This is a genomic window from Pseudomonas sp. FP2300 (assembly GCF_030687595.1).
Taxonomy (GTDB): domain Bacteria; phylum Pseudomonadota; class Gammaproteobacteria; order Pseudomonadales; family Pseudomonadaceae; genus Aquipseudomonas; species Aquipseudomonas bijieensis.
Genome location: NZ_CP117440.1, coordinates 1,765,113 through 1,789,200 on the forward strand (window position 1 = coordinate 1,765,113; position 24,088 = coordinate 1,789,200).

The following is a 24,088-nucleotide window of genomic DNA, read 5'->3' on the forward strand; positions in this document are numbered from 1 at the left end:
CGCCATGTCCGTACGTGATTACAACAAAGAGTTTCAGGATAACGCTCACCGCAGCTACTTCTATGACTTCGATGCGCGCCTGCGACGCTACATGCTGGACAGCTTCGGCCCCTGGATGGCGGTGGGGCCAACCCTGGAAATGGGTTGTTTCGAAGGTGCTTTTACGACGCTGTTCGCCGAACGTTTTGCCGACCTGACGGTCATCGAAGCGGCCAGCGACCTGATCGACGTCACCCGGAAAAAGGTCGGTTCAGGCGTCAAGTTCGTTTGCAGTACCTTTGAAGAAGCCGAGCTGGAACCACGCTTCGATAACATTTTCCTGATCCACACCCTCGAGCACCTCGACGACCGCCAGGCGGTGCTCAAGCGCGTGCGGAACTGGCTTGCTCCCGGCGGTCGCCTGTTCATCGCCGTGCCGAACGCCAATGCGCCTTCGCGGCAGATCGCCGTCAAGATGGGCTTGATCGAACACAACAGTGCCGTGACCGAAGGCGAACGCCTGCATGGCCACCGGATCACCTATACCCTCGATACCCTCGATCACGAAGTACGCAGCGCCGGTTGGCACGTGAGCCACCGTGGCGGGGTGTTCTTCAAGCCATTGGCTAACTTCCAGTTGGACAAGGCCCTGGAAACCCAACTGATCGATGACCGTTTCATGGATGCCTGCCATGCGCTGGGCATGGTCTATCCAGACCTGTGTGCCAGTGTCTTCGTCATTTGTGAGCAGCCCTCCAGCCCCAAGGCAACCGTATGATCACCCCGTCCCTGCATGGCAAGCCGCGTCACCCTTACTACATCGCCGCTCCCGACTATCGGGAGACCTCCTCGGGTGTGTGCGTATTGCACTACCTGTGTCACGTTCTGAACTTGTCCGGCTACGAGGCCTATCTCACGCCATGCCAGGTCAATCCGAAACTGCGCACCCCGATCCTTACCGACGAGTTGCGCCGGCACCACCGGTCGCTGGGCTTGGCGCCCATTGCTGTGTATTCCGAGGTGATGGACGGTAACCCGATAGGCGCACCGATCGTAGCCCGTTACATTCTGAACCGTGAAGGCTTCCTCACTGGCCGGGCGATCAAGGCGCAAAAAACGGACCTGTTTTTCTATTACACCCAGGATTTCGGTGGCGACAGCGATAACAGCAACCTGCTCCTGTTGCCGGTCATCGACTCGCAATTGTTTTCACCGCCAACCGAGTCGGTACAGCGCAGCGGCAACTATCTGTATTTGCATCGCATCGACAGGTCTAAGGTCGACTACTCGATGTTGCCGGACGATATCGAAGTCCTGAGCATGGCCAACCCGAAGACGCTGGCCGAGCTGGCGGAGATTTTTCGGACGGCTTCAACACTCTACAGCTACGAAATCTCAGCGACGTGCACCGAAGCCATGCTCTGTGGCTGCCCGGTTATCTACATGCCCGGCGGCCACGTCAAGACCCAGCCATTCGTCGAGCAGTTCGGCAATGCGGGCTCGGCGCTCTATGACGAGCCAGGCGGACTGGAGCGCGCCCGCGCAAGCGTGATGCAGGCGCGCTGGCGCTGGCTGGAGCTCGAAAAAGCTTTCTGGCCCCAGCTGGAGCGTTTCACCGGTATCACCCAGCAGGCGGCCATCCAGCACGCCATTGATGCGCGTGTACCCTCCGTCAAGGACTGGCTGCGCAACCGCGTACTGACGCCGATCCAGCAGCAGCTTGTCGATCAGCGTCGCCAACGGCTCAGCGGAAAAACCAGCCTGACACTGCTGATACGCGATCCCCTGGGGGATTTCAATGCGTTGAGCGATACCTTGGAAAGCCTTGCGCTGTGGCGATCGCGCTCCTCGATCAGCTTGCGCATGGTGGTCCTGAGCGCCTCGCCATCGCCTGTCAATCTGCCCGACAGCCTGCACTGGCTGACCAGTGCTAACCCGGGCGCCGTCGAACTGAACGAGATTCTGCAGGCAGACGACAGCGACTGGATCATGCTGCTGACGGCTGGCGACGAGGTTCTGCCCGCCGGCACGCTAATGCTCGACCTGGAGCTGCCAGATGCCGATGGCTGCCGGATGATCTATTGCGATGGCATGTATCGCTCGGAGAGTGGCCCTCAAGCGGTCTTCCGGCCGAGCATCAACCTCGACTACCTCTTGAGCCTGCCATTGACCATGGCCAGCCATTGGCTGATCCGTCGCGGGTTGGCGCTGGAGATTGGCGGTTACGACCCGCAGGTGCCCGCAGCGCTTGAATTGGACTTGATCCTGCGACTGATCGAAACCGGGAGCATGAACGGCATTGCCCACCTGAGCGAACCGCTGGTAGCCAGCAACACGCCGATCCTTGCCGATAATCCGGATGAGCTGCACGCCCTGCAACGGCACTTGGACAATCGCGGCTACGCGAATGCCAGGGTCCTGCAGGAGCCGGCCCGGCATTACCACATCAAGTACGGTCATGATCAACAGCCTCTGGTGTCGATCCTGATTCCTACCCGGGACCAGTTGCCGCTGTTGCAGCGTTGCGTGGAAAGCCTGTTGTCGAAGACTCGCTACCCGTACTTCGAAATTATCCTGATCGACAATGGCAGCCAGAGTGAAGAGGCACTCGTCTGGCTGGGGGAAATGGAGTCGATCGGGGGGGATAAGGTTCGCATCGTCCGCTTCCCTCATCCGTTCAATTTCAGCGCCATGAACAATCTGGCGGCCAGGCAGGCGCGCGGTGAGTACCTGGTGTTATTGAGCAACGATACGGCAATCGTACGCGAAGACTGGTTGGACGAACTGCTCAACCACGCCTTGCGCCCCGAAGTGGGGATCGTCGGCGCCAAGCTGATTACCTCGACGGGCACCGTCCAGCATGCAGGCCTGATCACCGGCTTGCGCGGGCCTGCCGCAAGCCCCTTCATCGATCAGGCTGCCAACGGCGGCGGCTACATGCAGCGCCTGTTGGTCGACCAAGACACCAGTGCGGTCAGTGCGGCCTGTCTGATGATCCGTACGGCGATCTACCTGGAAGCCGGTGGCATGGACGACGTGCAGTTCCAGGTCACCTGCAACGACTTGGACCTGTGCCTGAAAGTGGCGAACCTTGGCTATCTGAATGTCTGGACGCCTCATGCCGTGCTCTTGCATGAGGGGGGAGGGCTCTGCTCAAGCGTTGGCAAAGACCCGCTCAACCAGCAACGCTTCGCCTTGGAGCAAGAGCAGGCCTTGAGCAAATGGCAGGGTGTCTTGGCCAATGATCCGGCCTACAACAGCAACCTGTCGTTGCGCGGCGCCGGCTTCGAGCTGGAAGCCATCAACGAGCTGACTTGGCGACCGCTGTCCTGGCGACCGCTTCCGGTGGTGCTGGTGCATCCTGCGAAGGCGGAAAAAGCCGCCAAGCTGCGTATTGTCGAGCCGTTCACTGCTTTGCGCGACTGCGGCAAAATCGAAGGCTGCATCAGCAACAGCCTGTTACCGGCAACGACGCTTGCGCGCTACAACCCCGACGTCATTGTCTTCCAGCACCAGGCCGATCCACTGCGTCTGGAGCAAATGCAGAGCATCGGCACGCTCTCCAATGCGTTCAAGGTTCTTGAGCTGGATACGCTGACGCCAGAGGTCCCGGGATGGATGACTTCATTGCAGCAAGCGGCAAGCCTGGTTGACTGCATCGTTGTGGCGACGCCTGCGATGGCCCAGGCCTGTGCCGGGCTGCACCAGGATATTCGTGTCCTCGAAACGCGCCTGGGCAGCAGATGGCGCAATCTCTCCAATGGGCGCCAGACGTTTGGCATCCCTCGCATAGGCTGCGCTATCGACCCGGCGCAGCCCTTTGTCCAGCCGTTGATCCTTGAGTTGATGCAAGCACTGGCCGGTCAAGTGGAGTGGGTACTCTGGGGCGATGTGCCGGTGTATCTGCAAGCGCTCGCCAGCGAGGTTCATGACGACGTTCACGGCGATCCCGATGCCATGGCCGGCCTCAATCTGGATATAGTCCTCGCGCCACAAGGCTTCGGCCAGACCGACGAAGGTGCCAGCTTGCTTCATTGTCTGCAGTATGGCGCTTGCGGCTACAGTGTGATCGGCGGCGATACCGTCGGTTGCCTGGGTGATCTCGTCATCACGCGTGTCGCTGACAGCCGAGGGCAATGGTTGGAGGCGATCAATGAGCACTTGGCTGATCGTCACGCCTCACGGCAGCAGGCCGAGCGCTTGCGCGAGCAAGTACTGGACAACTGGGTCTTCGACGATGCCTATGCGGCACGCTGGGTTCAGGGATGGTTGCCCAGCTGACGGAGAACTGAGAGAGGCGACAGGGGAGTGGCCCCTGCCGCCTGAATGATCAACCCGACCACCCGTGGTCTGCTCGCGCAGGCCACGCCATAGCGCGTTGGAGTCGGAGTGATCAAAGGCTGACACTTGCCACTTACCGGCAGGACACCGCCGGTTTTTCGTCTTCGATACATTTCCATAACCCCCTCACCCACCCCTCAGCCCTTTGTTTGCCGGCCTCTGTGGCGCCAGAAAAAAGTTGGTCTGCAAATTGCTTAAGGCTGTGCAACACAGCAGTGGGCGGCAAACGTCCGGCATGCAGAGGAACGACAGTGGACAAGTACCTTTATGTGGCAATGACCGGCGCCAGCCAGAACGCACTGGCGCAACGGGCCCATGCCAACAACCTGGCGAACATCTCCACCAATGGTTTTCAGAAAGACCTGGAGCAGGCTCGCTCGATGCCGGTGTTTGGCGACAGCTTTCCGGCGCGGGCCTTTGCCCTGTCCGAACGGCCTGCCACGGACTTCACCCCGGGGGCGCTGGTGGAAACCGGTCGTGACCTCGACGTCGCGGTCAGCGGCCCAGGCTGGATGGCCGTGCAGAACCCTGACGGCGGCGAAAGCTACGTGCGCACAGGAAGCCTCAACGTCGACGCCCTGGGCGTGCTGCGCGCCGGCAACGGCATGCCAGTGATGGGCAACGGAGGTCCGATCGCCGTGCCGCCCGAGCAGAAAATCGAAATCGGCCAGGACGGCACCATCAGCATCCGCGCCATGGGCGAAGGCCCGCGGGTGATGGCTGAAGTGGACCGCATCAAGCTGGTCAACCCGGATCTCAAGAACATGACCAAGGGCCTGGACGGTTCGATCCGTACCAAGGATGGCCAGCCGGCGCCCATCGATGCCAACGTGCAGTTGGTGTCGGGCTTCCAGGAGGCGAGCAACGTCAATGCCGTGGATGAAATGACCTCGGTGCTGGCCCTGGCCAAGCAGTTTGAGCTTCACGTCAAGATGATGAACACCGCCAAAGAAGGCGACGAGGCCATGGCTCGGGTCTTGCAGATCTAACCATTAATTAAAGCGTCGCGCCGAAAAACAGGCGTACGAGGAGAATCGAATGCTTCCGGCTCTATGGGTTGCCAAAACAGGTCTGTCCGCCCAGGACACCAACCTGACGACCATTTCCAACAACCTGGCGAACGTCTCGACCACGGGTTTCAAACGTGATCGCGCCGAGTTCCAGGACCTGCTGTATCAGGTAAAACGCCAGCCTGGCGCCCAGTCGACCCAGGACAGCGAATTGCCGTCGGGCCTGCAAGTGGGTACCGGTGTACGCATCGTCGGCACCCAGAAAAACTTCAACGCCGGCAGCCTGCAAACCACCGAGCAGCCGCTGGACATGGCCATCGACGGTCGCGGTTTCTTCCAGATCCTGCAGCCGGACGGCACCACGTCCTACACCCGTGACGGTACCTTCCACCTCGACTCCAATGGCCAGATCGTCAACGCCAGCGGTTTCGCCCTGGAGCCGGCCATCATCATCCCGAACGATGCCCAGACCTTTACCGTGGGCCGTGACGGCACCGTATCCATCACCGTGGCGGGCAACCCGGCCGCCCAGGTGATCGGCAACCTGCAGACCGCCGACTTCATCAACCCGGCCGGCCTGCAAGCGGTGGGCAACAACCTGTTCCTGGAAACCGCCGCAAGTGGCGCGCCGCAAGTCGGCACCCCGGGCCTGAACGGTTTCGGCACCACGCTGCAGAACACCCTGGAAACATCCAACGTGAGCACCGTCGAGGAGATGGTCAACATGATCACCACCCAGCGTGCCTACGAGATGAACTCCAAGGTGATTTCCACCGCCGACCAGATGCTCTCGTTCGTTACGCAGAACCTGTAATCGCGTCGCAACGTCCGTCATTACGTAGACAGGGCGACCCCAGGGTCGCCTGCAACACCAAGAGGTAGGGTCATGAAACGCTTCGCATCTGTTCTGGCACTGAGTGGGATCACCGCACTCGCGGGCTGTGTCGCACCGACACCCAGGCCCAATGACCCGTATTACGCCCCGGTGTTGCCGCGTACGCCGTTGCCGGCTGCGGCCAACAATGGCTCGATCTACCAGGCCGGTTTCGAACAGAACCTGTACAGCGACCGCAAGGCCTTCCGGGTCGGTGACATTATCACCATCACCCTGAACGAGCGGACCCAGGCCAGCAAGAACGCCAACTCGCAGATCGACAAGACCAGCGAGACCAGCGTCGGCCTGACCTCGCTGTTCGGCTCCAGCCTGACCACCAACAACCCGATCGGGAGCAATGACCTGAGCCTCAACGCCGGGTACAACTCTGATCGGGCCACCAAGGGCGATAGCAAGTCCGGCCAGAGCAACAGCCTGACCGGTTCGATCACCGTGACCGTGGCCGATGTGCTGCCCAACGGCATCATCGTCGTGCGCGGCGAGAAGTGGCTGACCCTCAACACCGGTGACGAACTGGTGCGCATCGCCGGCATGGTTCGCGCCGATGATATCGCCACCGACAACACCGTTTCCTCGACCCGCGTAGCCGATGCCCGTATCACTTACTCAGGTACCGGTGCCTTTGCCGATGCGAGTCAGCCGGGTTGGTTCGACCGTTTCTTCCTCAGCCCGAAGTTCCCTTTCTAGGTGGCCCAGTTGAATCTTAAGCAGCTGTTGATCGGAGCCCTGCTGATGTCGGCGGCCTTTACCGCTCAGGCCGAGCGCTTGAAGGACATCGCCAGCATTTCCGGCGTGCGTTCCAACCAGTTGATCGGCTACGGCCTGGTCGTGGGCCTGAACGGCACCGGCGACCAGACCACCCAGACCCCGTTCACCCTGCAGACCTTCAACAACATGTTGTCGCAGTTCGGCATCAAGGTGCCGGCCGGTTCCGGCAACGTACAGCTGAAGAACGTCGCGGCGGTGTCGATCAGTGCCGATCTGCCGGCGTTCGCCAAGCCTGGCCAGCAGGTGGATATCACCGTCTCGTCCATCGGTAACTCCAAGAGCCTGCGCGGCGGCACCTTGCTGCTGACGCCACTCAAGGGTATCGACGGCAACGTCTACGCCATCGCCCAGGGCAACCTGGTGGTGGGTGGTTTCGATGCCGAGGGGCGCGATGGTTCGAAGATCACCGTCAACGTTCCGTCGGCGGGTCGAATCCCTGGTGGTGCGATGGTAGAGCGTTCGGTGCCGAGCGGTTTCAACCAGGGCAACAGCCTGACGCTGAACCTCAACCGTTCCGACTTCACCACCGCCAAGCGCATCGTCGACAAGATCAACGACATGCTTGGCCCGGGCGTGGCCCAGGCCATTGACGGTGGCTCGATCCGCGTCACTGCGCCGCTGGATCCGAGCCAGCGAGTCGACTATCTGTCGATCCTGGAAAACCTTGAGGTCGATCCGGGCCAGGCGGTGGCGAAAGTCATCATCAATTCGCGCACCGGCACCATCGTGATCGGCCAGAACGTCAAGGTATCTCCGGCCGCCGTGACCCACGGCAGCCTGACGGTGACCATCACCGAAGACCCGATCGTCAGCCAGCCGGGGCCGCTGTCCAACGGCCAGACCGCCGTGGTCCCGCGTTCGCGGGTCAATGCCGAACAGGAAGCCAAGCCGATGTTCAAGTTCGGCCCGGGCACCACCCTGGATGAAATCGTCCGGGCGGTGAACCAGGTCGGCGCGGCGCCGGGCGACTTGATGGCGATCCTCGAAGCCTTGAAGCAGGCCGGCGCGTTGCAAGCCGACCTGATCGTGATTTGAGGGGCGAGCCATGGATATGCGCAAGGGCGCTTTGATCAGCGGGGATTCGGGTTCCTACTCGGACCTGAACCGCTTGAACCAGCTCAAGGTTGGCGACAAGAACAGCGACGGCAACCTGCGTAAAGTGGCGCAGGAATTCGAGTCGCTGTTTCTCGGCGAAATGCTCAAGTCCATGCGTTCGGCCACCGAGGCCTTGGGCAAGGACAACCCCATGAATACGCCCGAGGCCAAGCAATACCAGGAAATGTACGACCAGCAATTGGCCGTTTCCATGTCCCGCGAGGGCGGCGGTATCGGCCTGGCCGATGTGCTGCTGCGCCAGATGTCCAAGAACAAACCGCTGGCGCCCGGTGAGGCGGCCACGTTGTCGGCTGCCAAGCAACAAGAGGCGCTGGACAAGGTCGCCAAGGCACCGGTGCCGACACCGGTGGCTGCCGGGACCCTGCCTACTGACGGTCCATTGTCGCGTACCAGCGGCCAACGTCCATTGTGGGCGTCGCGGGCCGTGAGTGCGCCGCAAGGGGCCGAGGGTGTCCACCGCAACGACATGGAATTGCTCAACCAGCGCCGCCTGGCCTTGCCGCCGAAACTGGCTGACCGTCTGCTCGCCGGCCTGGTGCCTTCGGCGTCGGCCAATACCGATGTGCCCGCACAGAACCTGCTGCCGGATCGCACCATCGCCGCCGTCAAGCCGGCCACCGGCGAACTGGCCAATGGCGACTGGCTGGCCGCGCTCAAGGCTGCCGAGCCCAAAGGCGACATGCAGGTCTATGGTCGTGCCGTGGCCCAGCCACCGCTGGCCCCGGCGCGCAAGGCCTTCCGCGATGCCGATGAATTCGTCAACGCCATGCTGCCAATGGCCAAGGAAGCCGCCGACCGCATCGGTGTCGATCCGCGCTACCTGGTGGCCCAGGCTGCCTTGGAAACCGGTTGGGGCAAATCGGTCATGCGCCAGCCCGATGGCAGCAGCAGCCACAACCTGTTCGGCATCAAGGCCAGCGCCAATTGGAAGGGCGATTCGGCGCGGGCGATCACCAGCGAATTCCGCAATGGCGCGATGGTCAAGGAGACGGCCGAGTTCCGTTCCTATGCCTCGTATCGCGACAGCTTCCACGACTTGGTCAACCTGCTGCAAAGCAACAGTCGCTATCAAGATGTATTGAAGTCGGCCGATAACCCGGAACAGTTTGTACGCGAGTTGCAGAAAGCCGGTTACGCCACTGATCCGCACTACGCCAGCAAGATTTCGAACATAGCCCGGCAGATGACGAGTTATCAAAACTACGCTTCCGCAGGCGCCACCACGACTTTATAAGGTCTGAACCATGAGTTTGCTCAATATAGGGATGTCGGGTCTGTCAGCAAGCCAGACTGCGTTGGTGACCACGGGTAACAACATCGCCAACGTCGATACCGCCGGTTATTCGCGCCAGCAGACTGTGCAGACCACCAAGGCGTCGAATCAGTACGGCAACGTGTTCATCGGTTCCGGCACGACCCTGGCCGATGTGCGTCGGGTGTATAACTCCTTCCTTGAAGCGCAACTGAAAACCACTACGTCGCTCAACAGTGACGCGGCGGCCTATCAGGGGCAGATCACCCCGCTCGACTCCCTGTTGTCCGACAGCGGTACCGGTCTCAACGGCGCGCTGACCAAGTTTTTCGCCTCGGTGCAGAACGTCAACGCCAAGCCCGGTGACGATGCCTCCCGTCAGTTGCTGCTCAGCGATGCCCAAGCCCTGAGCAACCGTTTCAATTCGGTTGCCAACCAGTTGACGGAGCAGAGCCAGAACATCAATGGCAACCTGTCGAACATGGTCGACCAGGTCAATAACCTGGCGGCCACTGTTGCGCAGTTGAACAAGAAAATCTCTGAAGTCTCCAACGCCGGTGGCGCCCCCAACGATCTGCTCGATGCCCGCAGCGAAACCATTCGCCAGCTCTCGACTTTTACCGGCACCCAGGTCGTCGAGAACGGCAGCAGCCTGGACATCTACCTGGGCTCCGGCCAACCGTTGGTGATGGGCAATATCGTCAATACCCTGGAAGCGGTGCCGGACAAGAACGATCCGGGACGCGTGGGCATCCAGCTCAACAGTGGTTCCAGCTCCATGGACCTCACCCAGGTGCTTACCGGTGGCGAGATCGGTGGCCTGATGCGCTACCGCAGTACCGTGCTCGACCCGGCCATGAACGAGCTGGGCCGCGTGGCCCTGGTGGTCGCCGACCAGATGAACAGCATCCAGGCTTCGGGCATCGACATGAACGGGGCTTTTGGCGCCAACCTGTTCAGCAACATCAACAGCGCCGCGCAGATCGGCCAGCGCAGCGTTGCCTCGTTGAACAACAGTGCCGGATCCGGCAACTTCAACATCGCCATCAAAGACTCCGGCAAGCTGACCACCAACGACTACAAGGTGACGTTCACTAGCGGCACGGACTACACCGTCCAGCGCCTGCCCGACGGCACCTCGATGGGCGCGTTCAACACCGCGACCACGCCGCCGCCGGTGATCGACGGTTTCTCGATGACCTTTGCCAACGGCACCGCCGCCGCCGGCGACTCGTTCAAGCTCACGCCGACCCGCAACGAGGCGGCCAACATCAAGACCGAGATGACCGACTCCAAGCGGCTGGCGATTGCCGCGCCGCTGGGCGCTGCCATCGTGCCTGGCGGCAGCGGTACGCTGACCATCCCGGCCAGCGGCCAGCCGAGCATGACCACCAAGCTGGACATCTACGATGCCGCCACTACGACCATCATCCAGAACGGCATCAAGAACTCCATGCCGGTCAAGGTGGTGTTCGGCGCGACGTCCGCCGATGGCACCAGCCAGGCCTACCAACTGCTCGATGCCAAGGGCTCCCCGATCAGCAGCGGGACGATCAAGCCCGGCGAAAGCAACACCCTGAGCCTGAGCGTTCCGCTCAAGGACGCCAGCGGCAACCCGATCATGGATTCGTCCGTACCGCCGGTGCAGCGTACCGTCGCGTTCGACATGTCCATAGCCGGTGCTCCGTCCAACGGTGCCTCCATCAATATCAGCCTCAGCCAGGCCGGTAGCCTGGACAACCGTAACGGCACCGTCCTGGCCGGCTTGCAGACCGCCAAGACCGTGGACACCGGTTCCAGCAGCAAGGGTATTTCCCTGAACGATGCCTACGGCAAGCTGGTGGAAGGCGTCGGCGCCAAGGCCGCCCAGGGCAAACTCGACAGCGCCGCCACCGGTGCGATCCTGGATAACGCCAAAAGCGCCCGCGACTCGTTGTCGGGCGTGGACCTGGATGAAGAAACCGGCAACCTGGTCAAGTTCCAGCAGTACTACACGGCGTCTTCGCAGATCATCAAGGCGGCGCAGCAAATCTTCAACACATTGATCAGCAGTCTTTAAGGAGCCGTAGCCCATGCGCATTTCTACCTCGCAGTTTTACGAATCTTCGGCTGCGAACTACCAGAAAAACTTCTCCAAGGTGGTCAAGACCAGCGAAGAAGCCAGCAGCCTGGTGCGTGTGAACACCGCCGCCGACGATCCGGTGGGCGCTTCGCGTCTGCTGCAGTTGGGCAACCAGGCTTCGATGCTTTCCCAATATGAAGCCAACGTCACCACCATCAAGGCGACCTTGGGCACGACCGAAGCGGTCATGACCAGCATCGGCAACGTGTTGCAGCGCGCCAAGGAATTGGCCGTGAGTGCCGGTAACGCCGCTTACACTGACGCAGACCGTAAAGCGGTCGCTTCGGAATTGGGCTCGATCGAAGATCAGTTGCTGAGCCTGATGAACACCAAGGATGAAAACGGCAAATACATCTTTGCCGGTTCCAAAGGCGATGTCGTACCGTTCACCCGCAATGACGACGGCACCTACAGCTATAACGGTGACCAGGTCACCCTTGACCTGCCGATCGGCGACACCATGTCGATGGCCACCAACAGCACCGGCTGGGAAGCGTTCCAGCAAGCCGTCAACACCAGCCGCAGCCAAGTTACCATGACCGCGCCGGCGGTGGATGATGGTCGCGTTGTTTTGACCAACGGCCAAGTGTCGTCCAGCGTGACCTACAACAGCCAGTTCCGCAGTGGCGAGCCGTACACGGTGGAGTTTGTCAGTGGCACCCAGTTGAAAATCACCGATTCGGGCGGCAACGATGTGACAGCCGAAGCCAGCAAGGGCGGGGTCATCGATCCCAACAGCCAGCCTGGGCAGACCGTGAGCTTTCGTGGCGTCGACCTGACCTTGAACGTCAACCTTCAAGCCGGCGACGTGGCAGGCACAGTGTTGCCCGGCCACACGTTCACCCTGGCAGCCAAACCCGATACGTTCACCCCGGCCCGTAGCCCGGGCAACGCCACCGCGACGCAGATCACCGCTAGCCAAATCACCGATCCGGTGGCCTACCATGCCAGTTTCCCGACGGGGTCGGCGGTGCTGAAGTTCACCAGTGCCACCGATTTCGACCTGTACGCCGCGCCACTGACCGCCGACAGCAAGCCGGTGTCCAGCGGCACTCTGGCGGGCAACGTCGCCACCGCATCCGGCGTGAGTTTCACGCTCAACGGTGCCCCAGCCGCCAACGATCAATTCAGCATCGCGGTCAACACACACGAGACGCAAAACATCCTGGATACCGTGAACCAGTTGCGGGCTGCGTTGAACACTCCGGTCGATGGCGACCACATCGCCGGCCAGAAGCTGAACGCGGCACTGGCTTCAGCGATGGGTAACCTGGCCAGCGGCACTGACCATTTGACCAGCGCATTGAGTTCGGTTGGTGGACGTGGCCAGTCACTCGATACCCAGAGCGATACCAATCAGAGTTTTGTCCTCGCCAACTCACAGACCCAGTCGGCGATTCGTGATTCCGATCCGGCCGAAGTGATGACGCGCCTGACCTTGCAGCAGACTATGCTGCAGGCGTCGCAGTTGGCGTTCAGCAAAATCACTCAATTGGGATTGTTCAACAAAATCTGATCCAGGGCAGGGACCGTGACGCTATAAGCGGTCCCTGACCCGTTCCTTTATACGATTCAGGACGTCCTGCTCTCGCCTGAGTTGACGCCCGTCGGTTGAGAGCCATGCGTGTGAAATCAGCTCCTCTTGTCAGCATTGCCATCCCCGCGTTCAGTCCACGCTTTTTCCGTTTCGCCTTGCTAAGTGCGCTCGAGCAAACCTACGAGAACCTGGAGATTGTCATCTGCGACGATTGCCGCAGCGATGAAATCGAGCGGATCGTCCAGGAACTGAGCGTTGACGCCAATGTGGCGGTGCGCTACCTGCGCAACCCGACTCGGCTGGGGTTCCAACAGAACCTGTTGCGCTGCCTTGACGAGTCGCGGGGCGAGTACATCAAGTTCCTGTGCGATGACGACCAGTTGCTGGCGCACTGCGTCAGTCAGCAGGCGGCCATCCTGCAGGAGCATGCGCAAGTATCGCTGGTGATCAACAAGCATCATTTAATCGATGCAGACAACTATGCCTTGCCGGTCCGTGTTGAAAACACGGGCATCACGCAATTCGATGCGCTGTTCAACGGCAATGACATGCTGGCGTACTTTGAAAAAACCACCCGTAATATTCTCGGCGGTTTGAGTGGCGCCTTGATGCGCCGCGCAGATGTCGAGGCCTTGTTGCCAGCGTTGGCGCGACCCGGCGAAGGCTTCGAGGCAGTGCTCGATTTTGCCTTGTTTATCTGCCTGTTGCGCCGGGGTAATCTGGTCCAGCTTTACGCCGAGGGAAGCGGCCAGCGGTTGCATCCGGAGCGCCTGGGGCTTCAGTTCAAGATGCTTGAGGCGGCCACGGTGGAACTGACATGGCTCAAGGAAATGCTGGCCCAGCGCAGCGGCGAGCCGGCGCCGGCCAGCGGCTGGGTGCGTTACCAGTCGTTGGGGCAGCCCAAGGAGCCGGACGCGCCCGAGTGGGAGGAAATCAACGTCTACTCGGTCATTGCGACTCGGCAGGGCGTCATCGGCTCGCAAGTCGGCACTGATATCGAAAGCTACGCAGACCTTTATGCCCAGTGGTTGACGTGTCGACGTTTCAGTCCACTGCGCAAGCAAGTCTTGTCCCGGCAAATCGCCCGCTGGGCCTATCGGCCGATGATCGTTCCCGTCATCATCGATGAGCAGGACGATCCTCATGCGTTGGGTATTACCCTACAGAGTATCGCGGCCCAAGCCTATGCCTGCGAATCGGTGCTGCTGCTGTCCAACGGTCGCCAGGCGGTGGACAACCATGTCCTGCGCCTTGGCCTGCAAGCTGATTGGGCGCAGCAGCTCAATGGGCTGTTGCCTCAACTGGACGGCGCCGACTGGTTTTACCTGCTGCGTGCCGGCGATCGCTTGACCGAGTCCGCGCTCCTGATAATGGCCGACCGGATTGTCAGCTCGCCAGCGGCTGCCTGTCTCTATAGCGATGAAGGTGCGCTGGTGGATGACAAGTCGGTGGAGCCGATCTTCAAGCCCGACTTCAATCTCGATCTGATGCGCGGTTATCCCTATGTTGGTCGGACACTGGCTTTCGAGCGTGCCCGATTCCTGGCCTCCGGTGGGTTCGATCCGAGCCTGGGCGAATTGGCGCCCCATGACTTGATCTGGCGACTGGTGGAGACGGATGGGCCGCAGGTCATCGGTCACATTCCGGAAGTCCAGGTCGAGTCGACGTTTTCGTTTGCCCAGTGGCTGTCGTTGCCGCAAGTCATCGAGCAAAACGCCGGGCTGATCGGCGCTCATCTACAGCGTATCGGCGTGCCGCACCGGCTTCACCCGGGGCCGCTCCTGGCGTTGATCCCGCGCATCGAATACCTGTTCGCCGAGCGGCCACTGGTGTCGATCATCATCAGCGTCAAGGATGACCTGAGCGCGCTGGAGCGTTGCGTCAACAGCCTGATCAGCACGACCGCGTATCCGCACTACGAAATCATCATTGTCGATAACGCCAGTGAAAACGCCGAGCTGCAGCATTGGCTGCGGGCCATGGCCGAGCTGGGCAGTGAAAAGTTGCGAATATTCTTGCACCCGGGAAGCGGCAGCGAAGCGGTGATCCGCAATTTCGCCGCACAGCATGCCCGCGGCGAATACCTGTTGTTGCTCAACCCCAATTGCATCGTGCTGGAAGCCGCCTGGCTGGAGGAACTGCTCAATCATGGGCAACGTCCCGAGGTCGGTATCGTGGGGCCTCGCACACTCAACCAGCAAGGCCGGGTCATCGACTCCGGCATGATCATGGGGCTGGGTGGGTTGGCGGGCAGGGCCTTCGTCAACGAATCGGTAACGTCTGGCGGCTATATGCAACGCTTGCAGACGGCGCAGAACTGGAGCGCTGTCGGCGATCACTGCCTGTTGCTGCGCAAACAGGTGCTGGAGGAGGCCGGTGGGTTCGATGAGTCGATCACAACGCAGCGCATCAACTCTCTGGAGTTATGCCAGCAGGTCGGAAAAAACGGTTACCTGATCGTCACCACGCCGTACAGTGATGTCGTGCTGGCGGTTGGCGTGGAAGCGAGTCGTGATCCTTCGTGGAAACAGCGGCTGGAGCACGAACAAGAGGCGTTTTATCAGCGCTGGTTGCCCAGGATCGCCAACGATCCGGCCTACAACCGTAACCTGACCCTGACCGGGAAAAGCTTCAGTCTTGAACCCGGACCACGCACCGGATGGAATCCGTTGATCACCCGCAACGTACCCTCGATCCTCGGGCTGGCGGTCAATACCTCGGCGGTGGGGCATTACCGGGTCAGCCAACCGTTATTCGAACTGGAAGCGGCTGGGCGAATCGTGGGGCGTGTTGCCTACGATACGCCCTCGATCATCGACATCGAGCGCCAGTCACCGGATGTGATCATCCTTCAGGGTCGCTATAACGTGGGTAAGTTCAAGGACATCACTCAAGTCAAGACTTACTCCAACGCCATGCGCATCTACGAATTGGATGACTACATCGCCAGGGTCCCGGAAAAAAACGAACACCGCCGAAACATGCCGGACAACCTTGAGGACTTGCTGCGCCAGGGGATCGGCCTGTGTGATCGGGTGGTGGTGTCCACCCATCCGTTGGCAGACGCTTTGTCGAGCATGCACCACGACATCCGCGTGGTGCCGAACATGCTGGCTGCCGGCCTGTGGAATCAGCTCAGAAGCCAGCGTGCAACCTCCAGCAAGCCGCGTATCGGTTGGGGTGGCGGCACCAGCCACCGTGGCGACCTGGAGCTCATTGCCGATGTGGTTAGGGAATTGGCCGACGAAGTCGAATGGGTTTTCTTTGGCATGTGTCCGGATTTGCTCAAGCCCTATATCCATGAGTTCCATCCTGGCGTGAGCCTGGCGCTGTATCCGGCAAAACTTGCCAGCCTGAATCTCGACTTGGCCTTGGCGCCGTTGGAATTCCATATTTTCAACGACTGCAAAAGCAACCTTCGCCTGTTGGAATACGGTGCGTGCGGTTATCCGGTCATTTGTTCGGATACCGAAGCTTATCGGGGACACCTGCCTTGCACCCGGATCCTCACCAACAGCGCCGAAGAATGGCTGGAGGCAATCCGTATGCACCTGGCGGATCCGATTGCCAGCTACCGGATGGGCGACGAATTACGTGAAGTGGTGCTGCGCGACTTTATCTTGCGCGGCGATAACCTGCAGTACTGGGCCAATGGTTGGCTACCGGATTGATGAGTTTCAACCGCGAGACTTCCGGTGTCGCTGATGCGGCCACCCACTTGTTAAGGAATGAATATGCAAAGCAATGTTCCAACAGGATCGACTGCGCCGTTGAATGAACGGTTTACCCTGGTGCTGCTCGCCCACGACCAGTCGACTGCCTTGCGGCGGGCGTTGCGCCACTACCGCGACAGTTCGTTCGCGGTGCTGGTGATCGACTCATCGAGCGCGATCGATGCTGAGATCACGGCAGCATTCCCCAGTGTGCAATACCTGCACGCTCCCACGGCGGAAGGTTTCGGCGACAAGGTTCGCCAGGCCGTCGAGCGAGTTGCCACGCCTTACCTGGCGATTACGGATGCCGAAAGTTTCCTGCTGCCCCAAGCGCTCGAACAATCGTTGCGTTTCCTCGAAGCACACGCTGAATACGGCGCCTGCCAAGGCTACAGCCTGGCGTTCGAGGCCCATGCCGACCGTGTCGACTATTACCTGCTCGATCGCAAGGGTTGTGAAGATTATTCCGGCGCATCGGCCGAAGCCCGGCTCGCCGTGTTTGCCGAGGATTGCCCGTCACTGGTGAGCGCACTCACGCGCACTGAAACCCTGCGGCGCAGTTACGCTTCGTTGCCCACAGGTTTTGATTCGCGGTTGCAGGAGGCCGGCCATTGCTTTGGGTTGGTGACGGATGCAAAGGTTCGCTTGCTGGACATTCCTTATGGTGTACACGAGCGTAGTCGCGTGGCGAAGCCACGGAACCCGGTTGGCATGGCGCCTGGTACCGAGGACTTGCGAGCAGTCGCTGAACAGGAACGCATGAGCACGATGCTGGCCAACGCCTTTAGCGCGGCTGCTTCGGCGCGGGAACATGCCCGGGCCATACTCAAGAAGCTGGTCGAGCGTTCGGTGCCACAGGCTGGGAAACTGTTCGAGTCAACCTGGGATTCGCGGCGTGGCGAACCGGTTCGTCGTTTCGAACCGACGCAATACGTTGAGTTGCCATTTTATAGCCAGGCTTTTTTCGACGTGCTCACTTCGCTGGAATTCCTGCTTCATGCGGCGCCAAGCGGGCAGGTGCAGTTGAAGGAACTGGAAGCCGTCATGCTCAAGCAGAAGGAGCAGTCTCGCCCCCAGCGCAACACCAGCGCCGAGCCTCTTGATGAACAGCTAGCAAGGGCTTTCCTGAGCTATGCCTTCAACCAGGATCTGGTGAAGCAACTGCTCGAGGTCATGCGGGCCAAGGGTGACAAGCGCTACGTGCAAATGCTCCAGGCCTGGGAACAACGGCTCAAGGCGGCGGCGTTTGAAAATACCGCGAGGTTGTTCGACGTCACGCGCTCCGGTCAATTGCTGCGCTGGCTCGAGGCGCGTGAACCGAGCGCCAGTGAAGCCCGGAAAGTGTCCAAGTACCTGGCCGCTCGCAACGGTGGCCCGACGTTTGGCATTTTGATCCTGGATTTGGACGCCGACGTCTTCAAGATGCAGGCCACTTTCGACAGCATCATCAATGGCTATTGCCGGGCGTTCAAGATCATCGTGTTTACCACCGGCGACCTGCCCGCCGAGACGACGCCACAGAACGTCCTGCATTTCGTCAAGGTCAACGAAAGCAATTACGTCGACAAAATCAATCAGGTGGTCAGCCAGAGCAATTGCGACTGGATGGTAATGGCCGAGGCCGGCGATGAATTGACACCGGGCGGCCTATTCCGCGCGGGTGTGGAACTGCTGGCCGCTCCACAGTGCCAGGCCGTGGCAATGGATGAGTTCCAGCGCCAGCCTGACGGGACGCTGGTCGATGTCTTCCGACCAGGGTTCAACCTTGACTTGCTGCAAAGCTCCCCGGCCTTGATGGCCCGTCATTGGCTGGTACGCCGCGAGACATTGGTAAGACTCGGCGGTTATTCGCGCGAGTTCAGGAACGCGATGGAGTTCGACCTGCTGTTGCGTTTGATCGAGCGGGACGGCCTGGAGGGGCTTGCCCATCTGGATGAGCCCCTGCTGATTTGCCAGGCGCCTGCGGTGGAAGATAACGCCGATGAGCGCAAGACATTGCTGCGTCACCTGGCGGTTCGGGGTTATCAGGCTGACGTGAGTGCGGTCGTGCCGGGCACGCACAAAATCGACTACCGCTTTGCCGAACGCCCCCTGGTGTCGATCATCGTCCATGGCGTTGGCGATCTACCGACGCTACAGCGTTGCCTGCTCAGCGTGCTGCAGCGCACCCGCTATCAGCGCTACGAGGTATTGCTCGGCGCCGTTGCGGCAGACAGCGCCGTGCTGCGCACCTGGCTTCAGGGGCAGGGGCACCAGGCCAGTCGCGTTCGCTTGTTGGATATCGAGCCGGACATGGCAACCGGGTCCTTGATCAACGCTGCCAGCCAGGAAGCCAAGGGCGAATATCTGGTTACCCTGGCGGCGGACAGCGAAGTGCTCAACGTCAACTGGATCGAATCGTTGCTCAATCAGGCCTTGCGTCCGGAAGTGGGCGTGGTCGGTGCCAAGCTGACCGAACGCGATGGCCGTATCACCCAGGCCGGCCTGATCCTGGGCTTGAATGACGTCGTTGGCTCGGCTTTCATCGGCGAGCCGAAGACCGCCAGAGGCTACATGAACCGGTTGGTCGTCGAGCAGAATTGCTCGGCGGTGTCTTTTGCCTGCTTGATGATTTCCAAGCAGTTGTTCAATGCTGCTGACGGCATAGACAGCGATTTGTTCGACGCGGCCTTGGGTGACGTGGACCTGTGCCTCCGAGTCGGCCAGGCCGGGTACCTGACGGTATGGACGCCACACGTGCAGGTAATCCAGTCCGGCGTGCTGGCGAGTACGCCGCAGGCGCGTGCGGCGCTGCGTGAGAAGTGGTTCGAGGCACTCGCCCAGGATCGTTTCTACAATGGGAACCTGGCGTTGCAAGGTGCTGGTTTTACCCTGGGGCCGGTGCGCAACGTACCCTGGACCGAATTGCTGGCATAACTCCGCCTTGCGAGGCGTTCCATTGACGCCGGCAGGTAAAACTGCCGGCGTTCTTGCTCAATTGCACCGCCATCCTCAAGATTCCTGTCCAGTGTCCAATACCGTCGCGGGAAATGACATGGCTTCGTTTGTCATGAAAAAATGCCTTTCCAGAACAAAACGGCGTGACGCATAGGTCATAAAGTGCATCTTCACTGTATTGTATTCCCCGGAGTGGAGGCCTGTTCGTTTGCTGGACAAGGCGTCCGCCCCTTGGAAAATCAACTATTTTGAAGCGCCCCTGAGCTTTTGGGGGTGAACCTAGTCGCAGTACATGATCGGGAAGCCATGATGATTGGCATAAAAAGCATAGCGAGTTATGTGCCGACCGCTGGTGTGGATAACTACGCTCAGGGTGCCAAATTCGAGAAGGATGAAGAATTCATCCTTGGCAAGATTGGTTCGGCGTTCCTGCCGCGCAAAGACGCTGACCAGGAGACCTCGGACCTGTGTGTCGAGGCGGTGAATGCATTGTTCGCCAACAACCCGCAGCTTTCGCGCGAATCTATCGACGCGTTGATCGTTGTCACCCAGAACGGTGATGAAGAGGGGTTGCCGCATACTGCCGCCATCGTGCAGGACAAACTCGGGCTGCCGACCCATGTGGCGGCGTTCGATATATCGCTGGGCTGCTCGGGCTACGTATACGGCATCTATGCCCTGAAAGGCTTCATGGAGGCCGCAGGGCTGAAGAACGGGCTGCTGGTCACCGCCGACCCGTATTCGAAGATCGTTGATCCTGAAGACCGCAACACCACCATGTTGTTCGGTGACGCCGCCACGGCCACCTGGATGGCCGACGACGCGACCTGGCAGTTGGGCAAGGCCAAGTTCGGCACCGATGGTTCCGGCGCGCCACACCTTAAGGTCAGCGACGGGGTGTTTTTCATGAACGGTCGCCAGGTCTTCAACTTTGCCTTGTTGAAAGTGCCCGCTCATTTGCACGAATTGCTGGACGAGTCGTCACTGCAAGCCAGTGATATCGATGCGTTCTGCATCCACCAGGGCAGCGCGGCGATTGTCGATGCCGTGGCGCGGCGTTTCGAGGGTGAGCCTGAGAAGTTCATCAAGGACATGGTCGAGACCGGCAATACCGTGTCGTCGAGCATTCCGCTGCTGCTGGAAAAGCACGTTCTGGATGCTGACTGGAAACGCGTGGCAATCAGCGGTTTCGGTGTGGGCCTGTCGTGGGGCTCGGCGATTCTTTATCGCGATTGACCGAATTACGTTTTTCCCAATAGCGCTTCAGGCTGGCCTGTGGCGCTATTTTTTTGCCCGTGACTTTGTCCTGCGGTTTCTTGACGCCATTTTTTGGGCCTTTACTCGCCGCTAAACCCTTGTTTTGCAAGGGGTGGCAGTCTGCTAGCAAATATTTTGAAAAAAGCCCTCAAGCAAGTTCCCAATCCGACGATAACTATTACGAAGGTTCTCTAGGCCACACCCCGGCGGTTGCCAAGGGCCGGAAGCCGCAGTACCCAACCAACGAGGAATTCGTCATGGCTTTAACAGTAAACACCAACACCACATCGCTGAACGTTCAGAAGAACCTGAACCGGGCTTCCGACGCTCTCTCCACTTCGATGACCCGTTTGTCTTCCGGCCTGAAAATCAACAGCGCCAAAGACGACGCCGCCGGCCTGCAGATCGCTACCCGCATGACCTCGCAAATCCGCGGTCAGACCATGGCGATCAAAAACGCCAACGACGGTATCTCCATGGCGCAGACCGCTGAAGGCGCGATGCAGGAGCAAACCAACATTCTGCAACGTATGCGTGAACTGGCCATCCAGTCCCGTAACGATAGCAACAGCGCAACCGACCGTGTCGCTCTGAACAAAGAGTTCTCGCAGATGAGCGACGAACTGACCCGTATCGCCAACAGCACCAACCTGAACGGTAAGAACCTGCTCGACGGTACCGCCAGCACCATGACCTTCCAGGTCGGTTCGAACACCGGTTCTGACAACCAGATCTCGCTGACCTTGAGCGCCAGCTTCGACGCCGCAGCCCTGGGTGTTGACTCGGCAATCACCATCGTTGGTTCCGACAGCGCTACTGCTGAAACCAACTTCTCGGCCGCCATGGACGCAATCACCAGCGCGATCGACACCATCAACAGTGCCCGTGCTGACCTCGGTGCTGCACAAAACCGTTTCGCCAGCACCATCTCCAACCTGCAGAACATCAACGAAAACGCCAGTGCTGCACTGGGTCGTGTACAAGATACCGACTTCGCTGCTGAAACTGCACAACTGACCAAGCAGCAGACTCTGCAGCAAGCGTCTACCTCGGTTCTGGCCCAGGCCAACCAACTGCCATCCGCTGTACTGAAGCTGCTTCAGTAATAGCTGGATGAGTTTTAGCGGGGGAGTGCGCTTGCGTGCTCTCTCGCTTTTTCCGTTCAAGAGGTGATGGACATGGATATGAGCGTGAAGCTGAACTTGTCTTATCCAGCGGCGAAGCCGGCACCGACAGTGGTCGACAAGCCAGTGGAGAAGCCTCAAGCCGAGGTTGCTACCGTGACTCCGGTCAAGGAAGCTCCTAAAGACGCTGCCGCCGAGCAGGACAAACTCAAGAAGGCCGTTCAGGAAATCGAGAAGTTCGTTCAGTCGGTCAAGCGCAACCTGGAGTTCTCTATTGATGAGCCTTCAGGCAAAGTAGTGGTCAAAGTGATTGCCAGCGGCTCCGGTGAAGTGATTCGCCAGATCCCGAACGAAGAAGTTCTGAAGCTGGCCAACAGTTTGAATGATGCAAACAGCTTGTTGTTCAGCGCCGAAGCCTGACAACCGGCACGAATTTTGTTGTTATGTTCTTTTGGGCGTTGTAAAGGTCAAAAGGCCGGCGACACACTGAAGGGAGTCCCACATGGCAAGTCCAATTCTACCTGGCTTGGGTCTAGGCTCTGGCCTCGATACCACCGCGATCGTCAAGGCGCTGGTCGACTCCGACAAGGCCGCCAAGCAAGGTCAGATCACCCGAGCGACGACGACGACTTCCAACAGTATCTCCGGGGTGGGTACCCTGAAGTCGTTGTTGGCGGCTTTCAATACCGCGATGAAGGACTTGTCCAGCACAACGACTCCGCAATTCTCGGGTTTTGCTGCGACATCCTCTGCCCCGACAGTGCTCACGGCCACCGCCAGCAACTCGGCGGTGGGCGGGACCTATGCGATCAAGGTCAACAATATCGCGACGGCTTCCAAGGTCACCTCGGCGGCCTTTGCTGGCGGTACTGGCAGTGCCATCCCGAGCGGCACGCTGACCATCGCGCAGAACGGCGTCAACTACAACCTCAATGTGGGGGCCGGTGCGACCCTGCAATCGGTTCGCGACTCGATCAATGCCGACACTTCACTCAAGGCTGCGGGTTTCAGTGCCAACATCATCACCGACTCTTTCGGTTCGCGCCTGGTGCTGGGTTCAAGCACGACCGGCGCCGGTTCCGATATCTCGGTAAGCGGCATCGCGGGGTTGGAGATCGATGGGACGAACGTCGTGGGTGCTGGCGGTGCTGCGCTGACGGCCACTTCGGCGGGCGCCATCGGTGCCCTGGCCCAGGATGCCAGCTTCACCGTCGATGGCATGCTGCTGACCAGCAAGAGCAATACGGTCAGCACGGCGATTTCCGGGTTGACCTTGAACTTGCTCAGTGGCGGACCGAGCGCCAGTTCAACCGTTACCGTGGCGCCGAACAACGATGGCCTGAAAGCCTCGATCCAGAAATTCGTCGATGCCTATAACGCGATCGCCAATAGCATCACCGCACTGACCAAGCCGTCGCTCGACGATGATGGGAAGCTGACGGTGCCGGCAAAATTGACCGGTGACGCGTTGCCTCGCTCGCTGCTGGCGGCGATTCGAACGCCCTTGTCTGAAACCGGCGCTGGCGACAAGCTGACTTCGCTGGCCCAGTTGGGTATTACCACCGATCAGAAGACGGGGGCGCTGAACTTCAATAGCGTTAAATTCACCGAAGCGATGAACGATAAAAAGCTCAGCGGTGAAGTCCAGACGTTGTTCACGGGTACCAACGGCCTGCTGGAGCGCATGGGCAAGGTGATCGACCCCTTCACCCAGACCGGTGGCGTCCTCGATCAGCGGACCACGGCGCTGACCAGGACCCAGACCCGCTTGAAGAACGATCAGGAGGCTCTGGATCGTCGGGTCGAGACCCTGACCGATGTGCTGACTAAAAAGTACAACGATATGGATACCCTGGTCGGCAAGCTGAAGGCCACTGCCAGCAACATCACCTCGATGTTCGAGGCGATGGCGGCACAACAGAAAAACAGCTGATTTCGACTGACGAAAAAAAAAGCCCGGCAACGTTTTGACAACGTTCCGGGCTTTCGGCTTTTCGACCTAAAGTTTTTTGACGCAGCGTCGATACGCTGTTTATA

The 24,088-nt window shown here is 59.9% G+C and carries 15 protein-coding genes; all 15 read left to right on the forward strand.

All coding sequences use genetic code 11. The features are described from left to right. The first annotated feature begins 4 nt into the window (after positions 1 to 4). Positions 5 to 757 carry a bifunctional 2-polyprenyl-6-hydroxyphenol methylase/3-demethylubiquinol 3-O-methyltransferase UbiG gene (locus PSH86_RS07790; RefSeq protein ID WP_305489063.1) on the forward strand — a complete coding sequence of 251 codons (753 nt, stop codon included), beginning with the start codon at positions 5 to 7 and terminating at the stop codon, positions 755 to 757. Further along, positions 754 to 4,260: a glycosyltransferase family 2 protein gene (locus tag PSH86_RS07795; protein ID WP_305489065.1), complete on the forward strand. Its 3,507-nt coding sequence runs from the start codon at positions 754 to 756 to the stop codon at positions 4,258 to 4,260. Before PSH86_RS07790 ends, PSH86_RS07795 begins: the two co-directional genes overlap by 4 nt. 311 nt (positions 4,261 to 4,571) lie before the next feature. Then, the gene (locus PSH86_RS07800) at positions 4,572 to 5,309 is read left to right on the forward strand and encodes a flagellar basal body rod protein FlgF (protein ID WP_060738660.1); all 738 of its coding nucleotides are present in this window, start codon (positions 4,572 to 4,574) and stop codon (positions 5,307 to 5,309) included. 49 nt (positions 5,310 to 5,358) lie between these two features. Continuing rightward, a complete protein-coding gene (gene flgG, locus PSH86_RS07805; RefSeq protein WP_053146447.1) occupies positions 5,359 to 6,144 on the forward strand; it encodes a flagellar basal-body rod protein FlgG in 786 nt (261 codons plus the stop codon). 72 nt (positions 6,145 to 6,216) lie between these two features. Then, entirely contained in the window at positions 6,217 to 6,912 is a 696-nt protein-coding gene (gene flgH / locus PSH86_RS07810) for a flagellar basal body L-ring protein FlgH (protein WP_109751334.1), read from the forward strand. Between the two features lie 45 nt (positions 6,913 to 6,957). Next, on the forward strand, positions 6,958 to 8,028 hold the full coding sequence (locus PSH86_RS07815; protein ID WP_162893896.1) for a flagellar basal body P-ring protein FlgI: 1,071 nt from the start codon (positions 6,958 to 6,960) through the stop codon (positions 8,026 to 8,028). 10 nt (positions 8,029 to 8,038) lie between these two features. Then, entirely contained in the window at positions 8,039 to 9,343 is a 1,305-nt protein-coding gene (flgJ, locus tag PSH86_RS07820; protein WP_109751335.1) for a flagellar assembly peptidoglycan hydrolase FlgJ, read from the forward strand. A 10-nt stretch (positions 9,344 to 9,353) separates the two neighbouring features. Next, a complete protein-coding gene (flgK, locus tag PSH86_RS07825; protein WP_305489069.1) occupies positions 9,354 to 11,420 on the forward strand; it encodes a flagellar hook-associated protein FlgK in 2,067 nt (688 codons plus the stop codon). A gap of 13 nt (positions 11,421 to 11,433) precedes the next feature. Beyond that, on the forward strand, positions 11,434 to 12,999 hold the full coding sequence (locus PSH86_RS07830; RefSeq protein ID WP_305489071.1) for a flagellar hook-associated protein 3: 1,566 nt from the start codon (positions 11,434 to 11,436) through the stop codon (positions 12,997 to 12,999). Between the two features lie 110 nt (positions 13,000 to 13,109). Further along, on the forward strand, positions 13,110 to 16,691 hold the full coding sequence (locus tag PSH86_RS07835; protein ID WP_305489072.1) for a glycosyltransferase: 3,582 nt from the start codon (positions 13,110 to 13,112) through the stop codon (positions 16,689 to 16,691). A gap of 63 nt (positions 16,692 to 16,754) precedes the next feature. Next, positions 16,755 to 19,649 carry a TIGR00180 family glycosyltransferase gene (locus PSH86_RS07840; protein WP_305489074.1) on the forward strand — a complete coding sequence of 965 codons (2,895 nt, stop codon included), beginning with the start codon at positions 16,755 to 16,757 and terminating at the stop codon, positions 19,647 to 19,649. Between the two features lie 330 nt (positions 19,650 to 19,979). Further along, on the forward strand, positions 19,980 to 20,906 hold the full coding sequence (locus tag PSH86_RS07845) for a ketoacyl-ACP synthase III (RefSeq protein ID WP_116834193.1): 927 nt from the start codon (positions 19,980 to 19,982) through the stop codon (positions 20,904 to 20,906). A gap of 278 nt (positions 20,907 to 21,184) precedes the next feature. Next, positions 21,185 to 22,033, forward strand: a complete 849-nt coding sequence (locus tag PSH86_RS07850; RefSeq protein WP_265066644.1) for a flagellin domain-containing protein — start codon at positions 21,185 to 21,187, stop codon at positions 22,031 to 22,033. 72 nt (positions 22,034 to 22,105) lie between these two features. Beyond that, positions 22,106 to 22,471 carry a flagellar protein FlaG gene (locus PSH86_RS07855; RefSeq protein WP_003199070.1) on the forward strand — a complete coding sequence of 122 codons (366 nt, stop codon included), beginning with the start codon at positions 22,106 to 22,108 and terminating at the stop codon, positions 22,469 to 22,471. Positions 22,472 to 22,553: 82 nt separating this feature from the next. Beyond that, positions 22,554 to 23,984, forward strand: a complete 1,431-nt coding sequence (gene fliD / locus PSH86_RS07860; RefSeq protein WP_305489076.1) for a flagellar filament capping protein FliD — start codon at positions 22,554 to 22,556, stop codon at positions 23,982 to 23,984. Positions 23,985 to 24,088 lie beyond the last annotated feature (104 nt).

Coding starts and splice junctions, on each gene's coding strand:
- PSH86_RS07790 (WP_305489063.1), top strand. CDS start 5: ATGTCCGTACGTGATTACAACAAAGAGTTTCAGGATAACGCTCACCGC.
- PSH86_RS07795 (WP_305489065.1), top strand. CDS start 754: ATGATCACCCCGTCCCTGCATGGCAAGCCGCGTCACCCTTACTACATC.
- flgG (WP_053146447.1), top strand. CDS start 5,359: ATGCTTCCGGCTCTATGGGTTGCCAAAACAGGTCTGTCCGCCCAGGAC.
- flgH (WP_109751334.1), top strand. CDS start 6,217: ATGAAACGCTTCGCATCTGTTCTGGCACTGAGTGGGATCACCGCACTC.
- PSH86_RS07815 (WP_162893896.1), top strand. CDS start 6,958: ATGTCGGCGGCCTTTACCGCTCAGGCCGAGCGCTTGAAGGACATCGCC.
- flgJ (WP_109751335.1), top strand. CDS start 8,039: ATGGATATGCGCAAGGGCGCTTTGATCAGCGGGGATTCGGGTTCCTAC.
- flgK (WP_305489069.1), top strand. CDS start 9,354: ATGAGTTTGCTCAATATAGGGATGTCGGGTCTGTCAGCAAGCCAGACT.
- PSH86_RS07830 (WP_305489071.1), top strand. CDS start 11,434: ATGCGCATTTCTACCTCGCAGTTTTACGAATCTTCGGCTGCGAACTAC.
- PSH86_RS07840 (WP_305489074.1), top strand. CDS start 16,755: ATGCAAAGCAATGTTCCAACAGGATCGACTGCGCCGTTGAATGAACGG.
- PSH86_RS07845 (WP_116834193.1), top strand. CDS start 19,980: ATGATTGGCATAAAAAGCATAGCGAGTTATGTGCCGACCGCTGGTGTG.
- PSH86_RS07850 (WP_265066644.1), top strand. CDS start 21,185: ATGGCTTTAACAGTAAACACCAACACCACATCGCTGAACGTTCAGAAG.
- PSH86_RS07855 (WP_003199070.1), top strand. CDS start 22,106: ATGGATATGAGCGTGAAGCTGAACTTGTCTTATCCAGCGGCGAAGCCG.
- fliD (WP_305489076.1), top strand. CDS start 22,554: ATGGCAAGTCCAATTCTACCTGGCTTGGGTCTAGGCTCTGGCCTCGAT.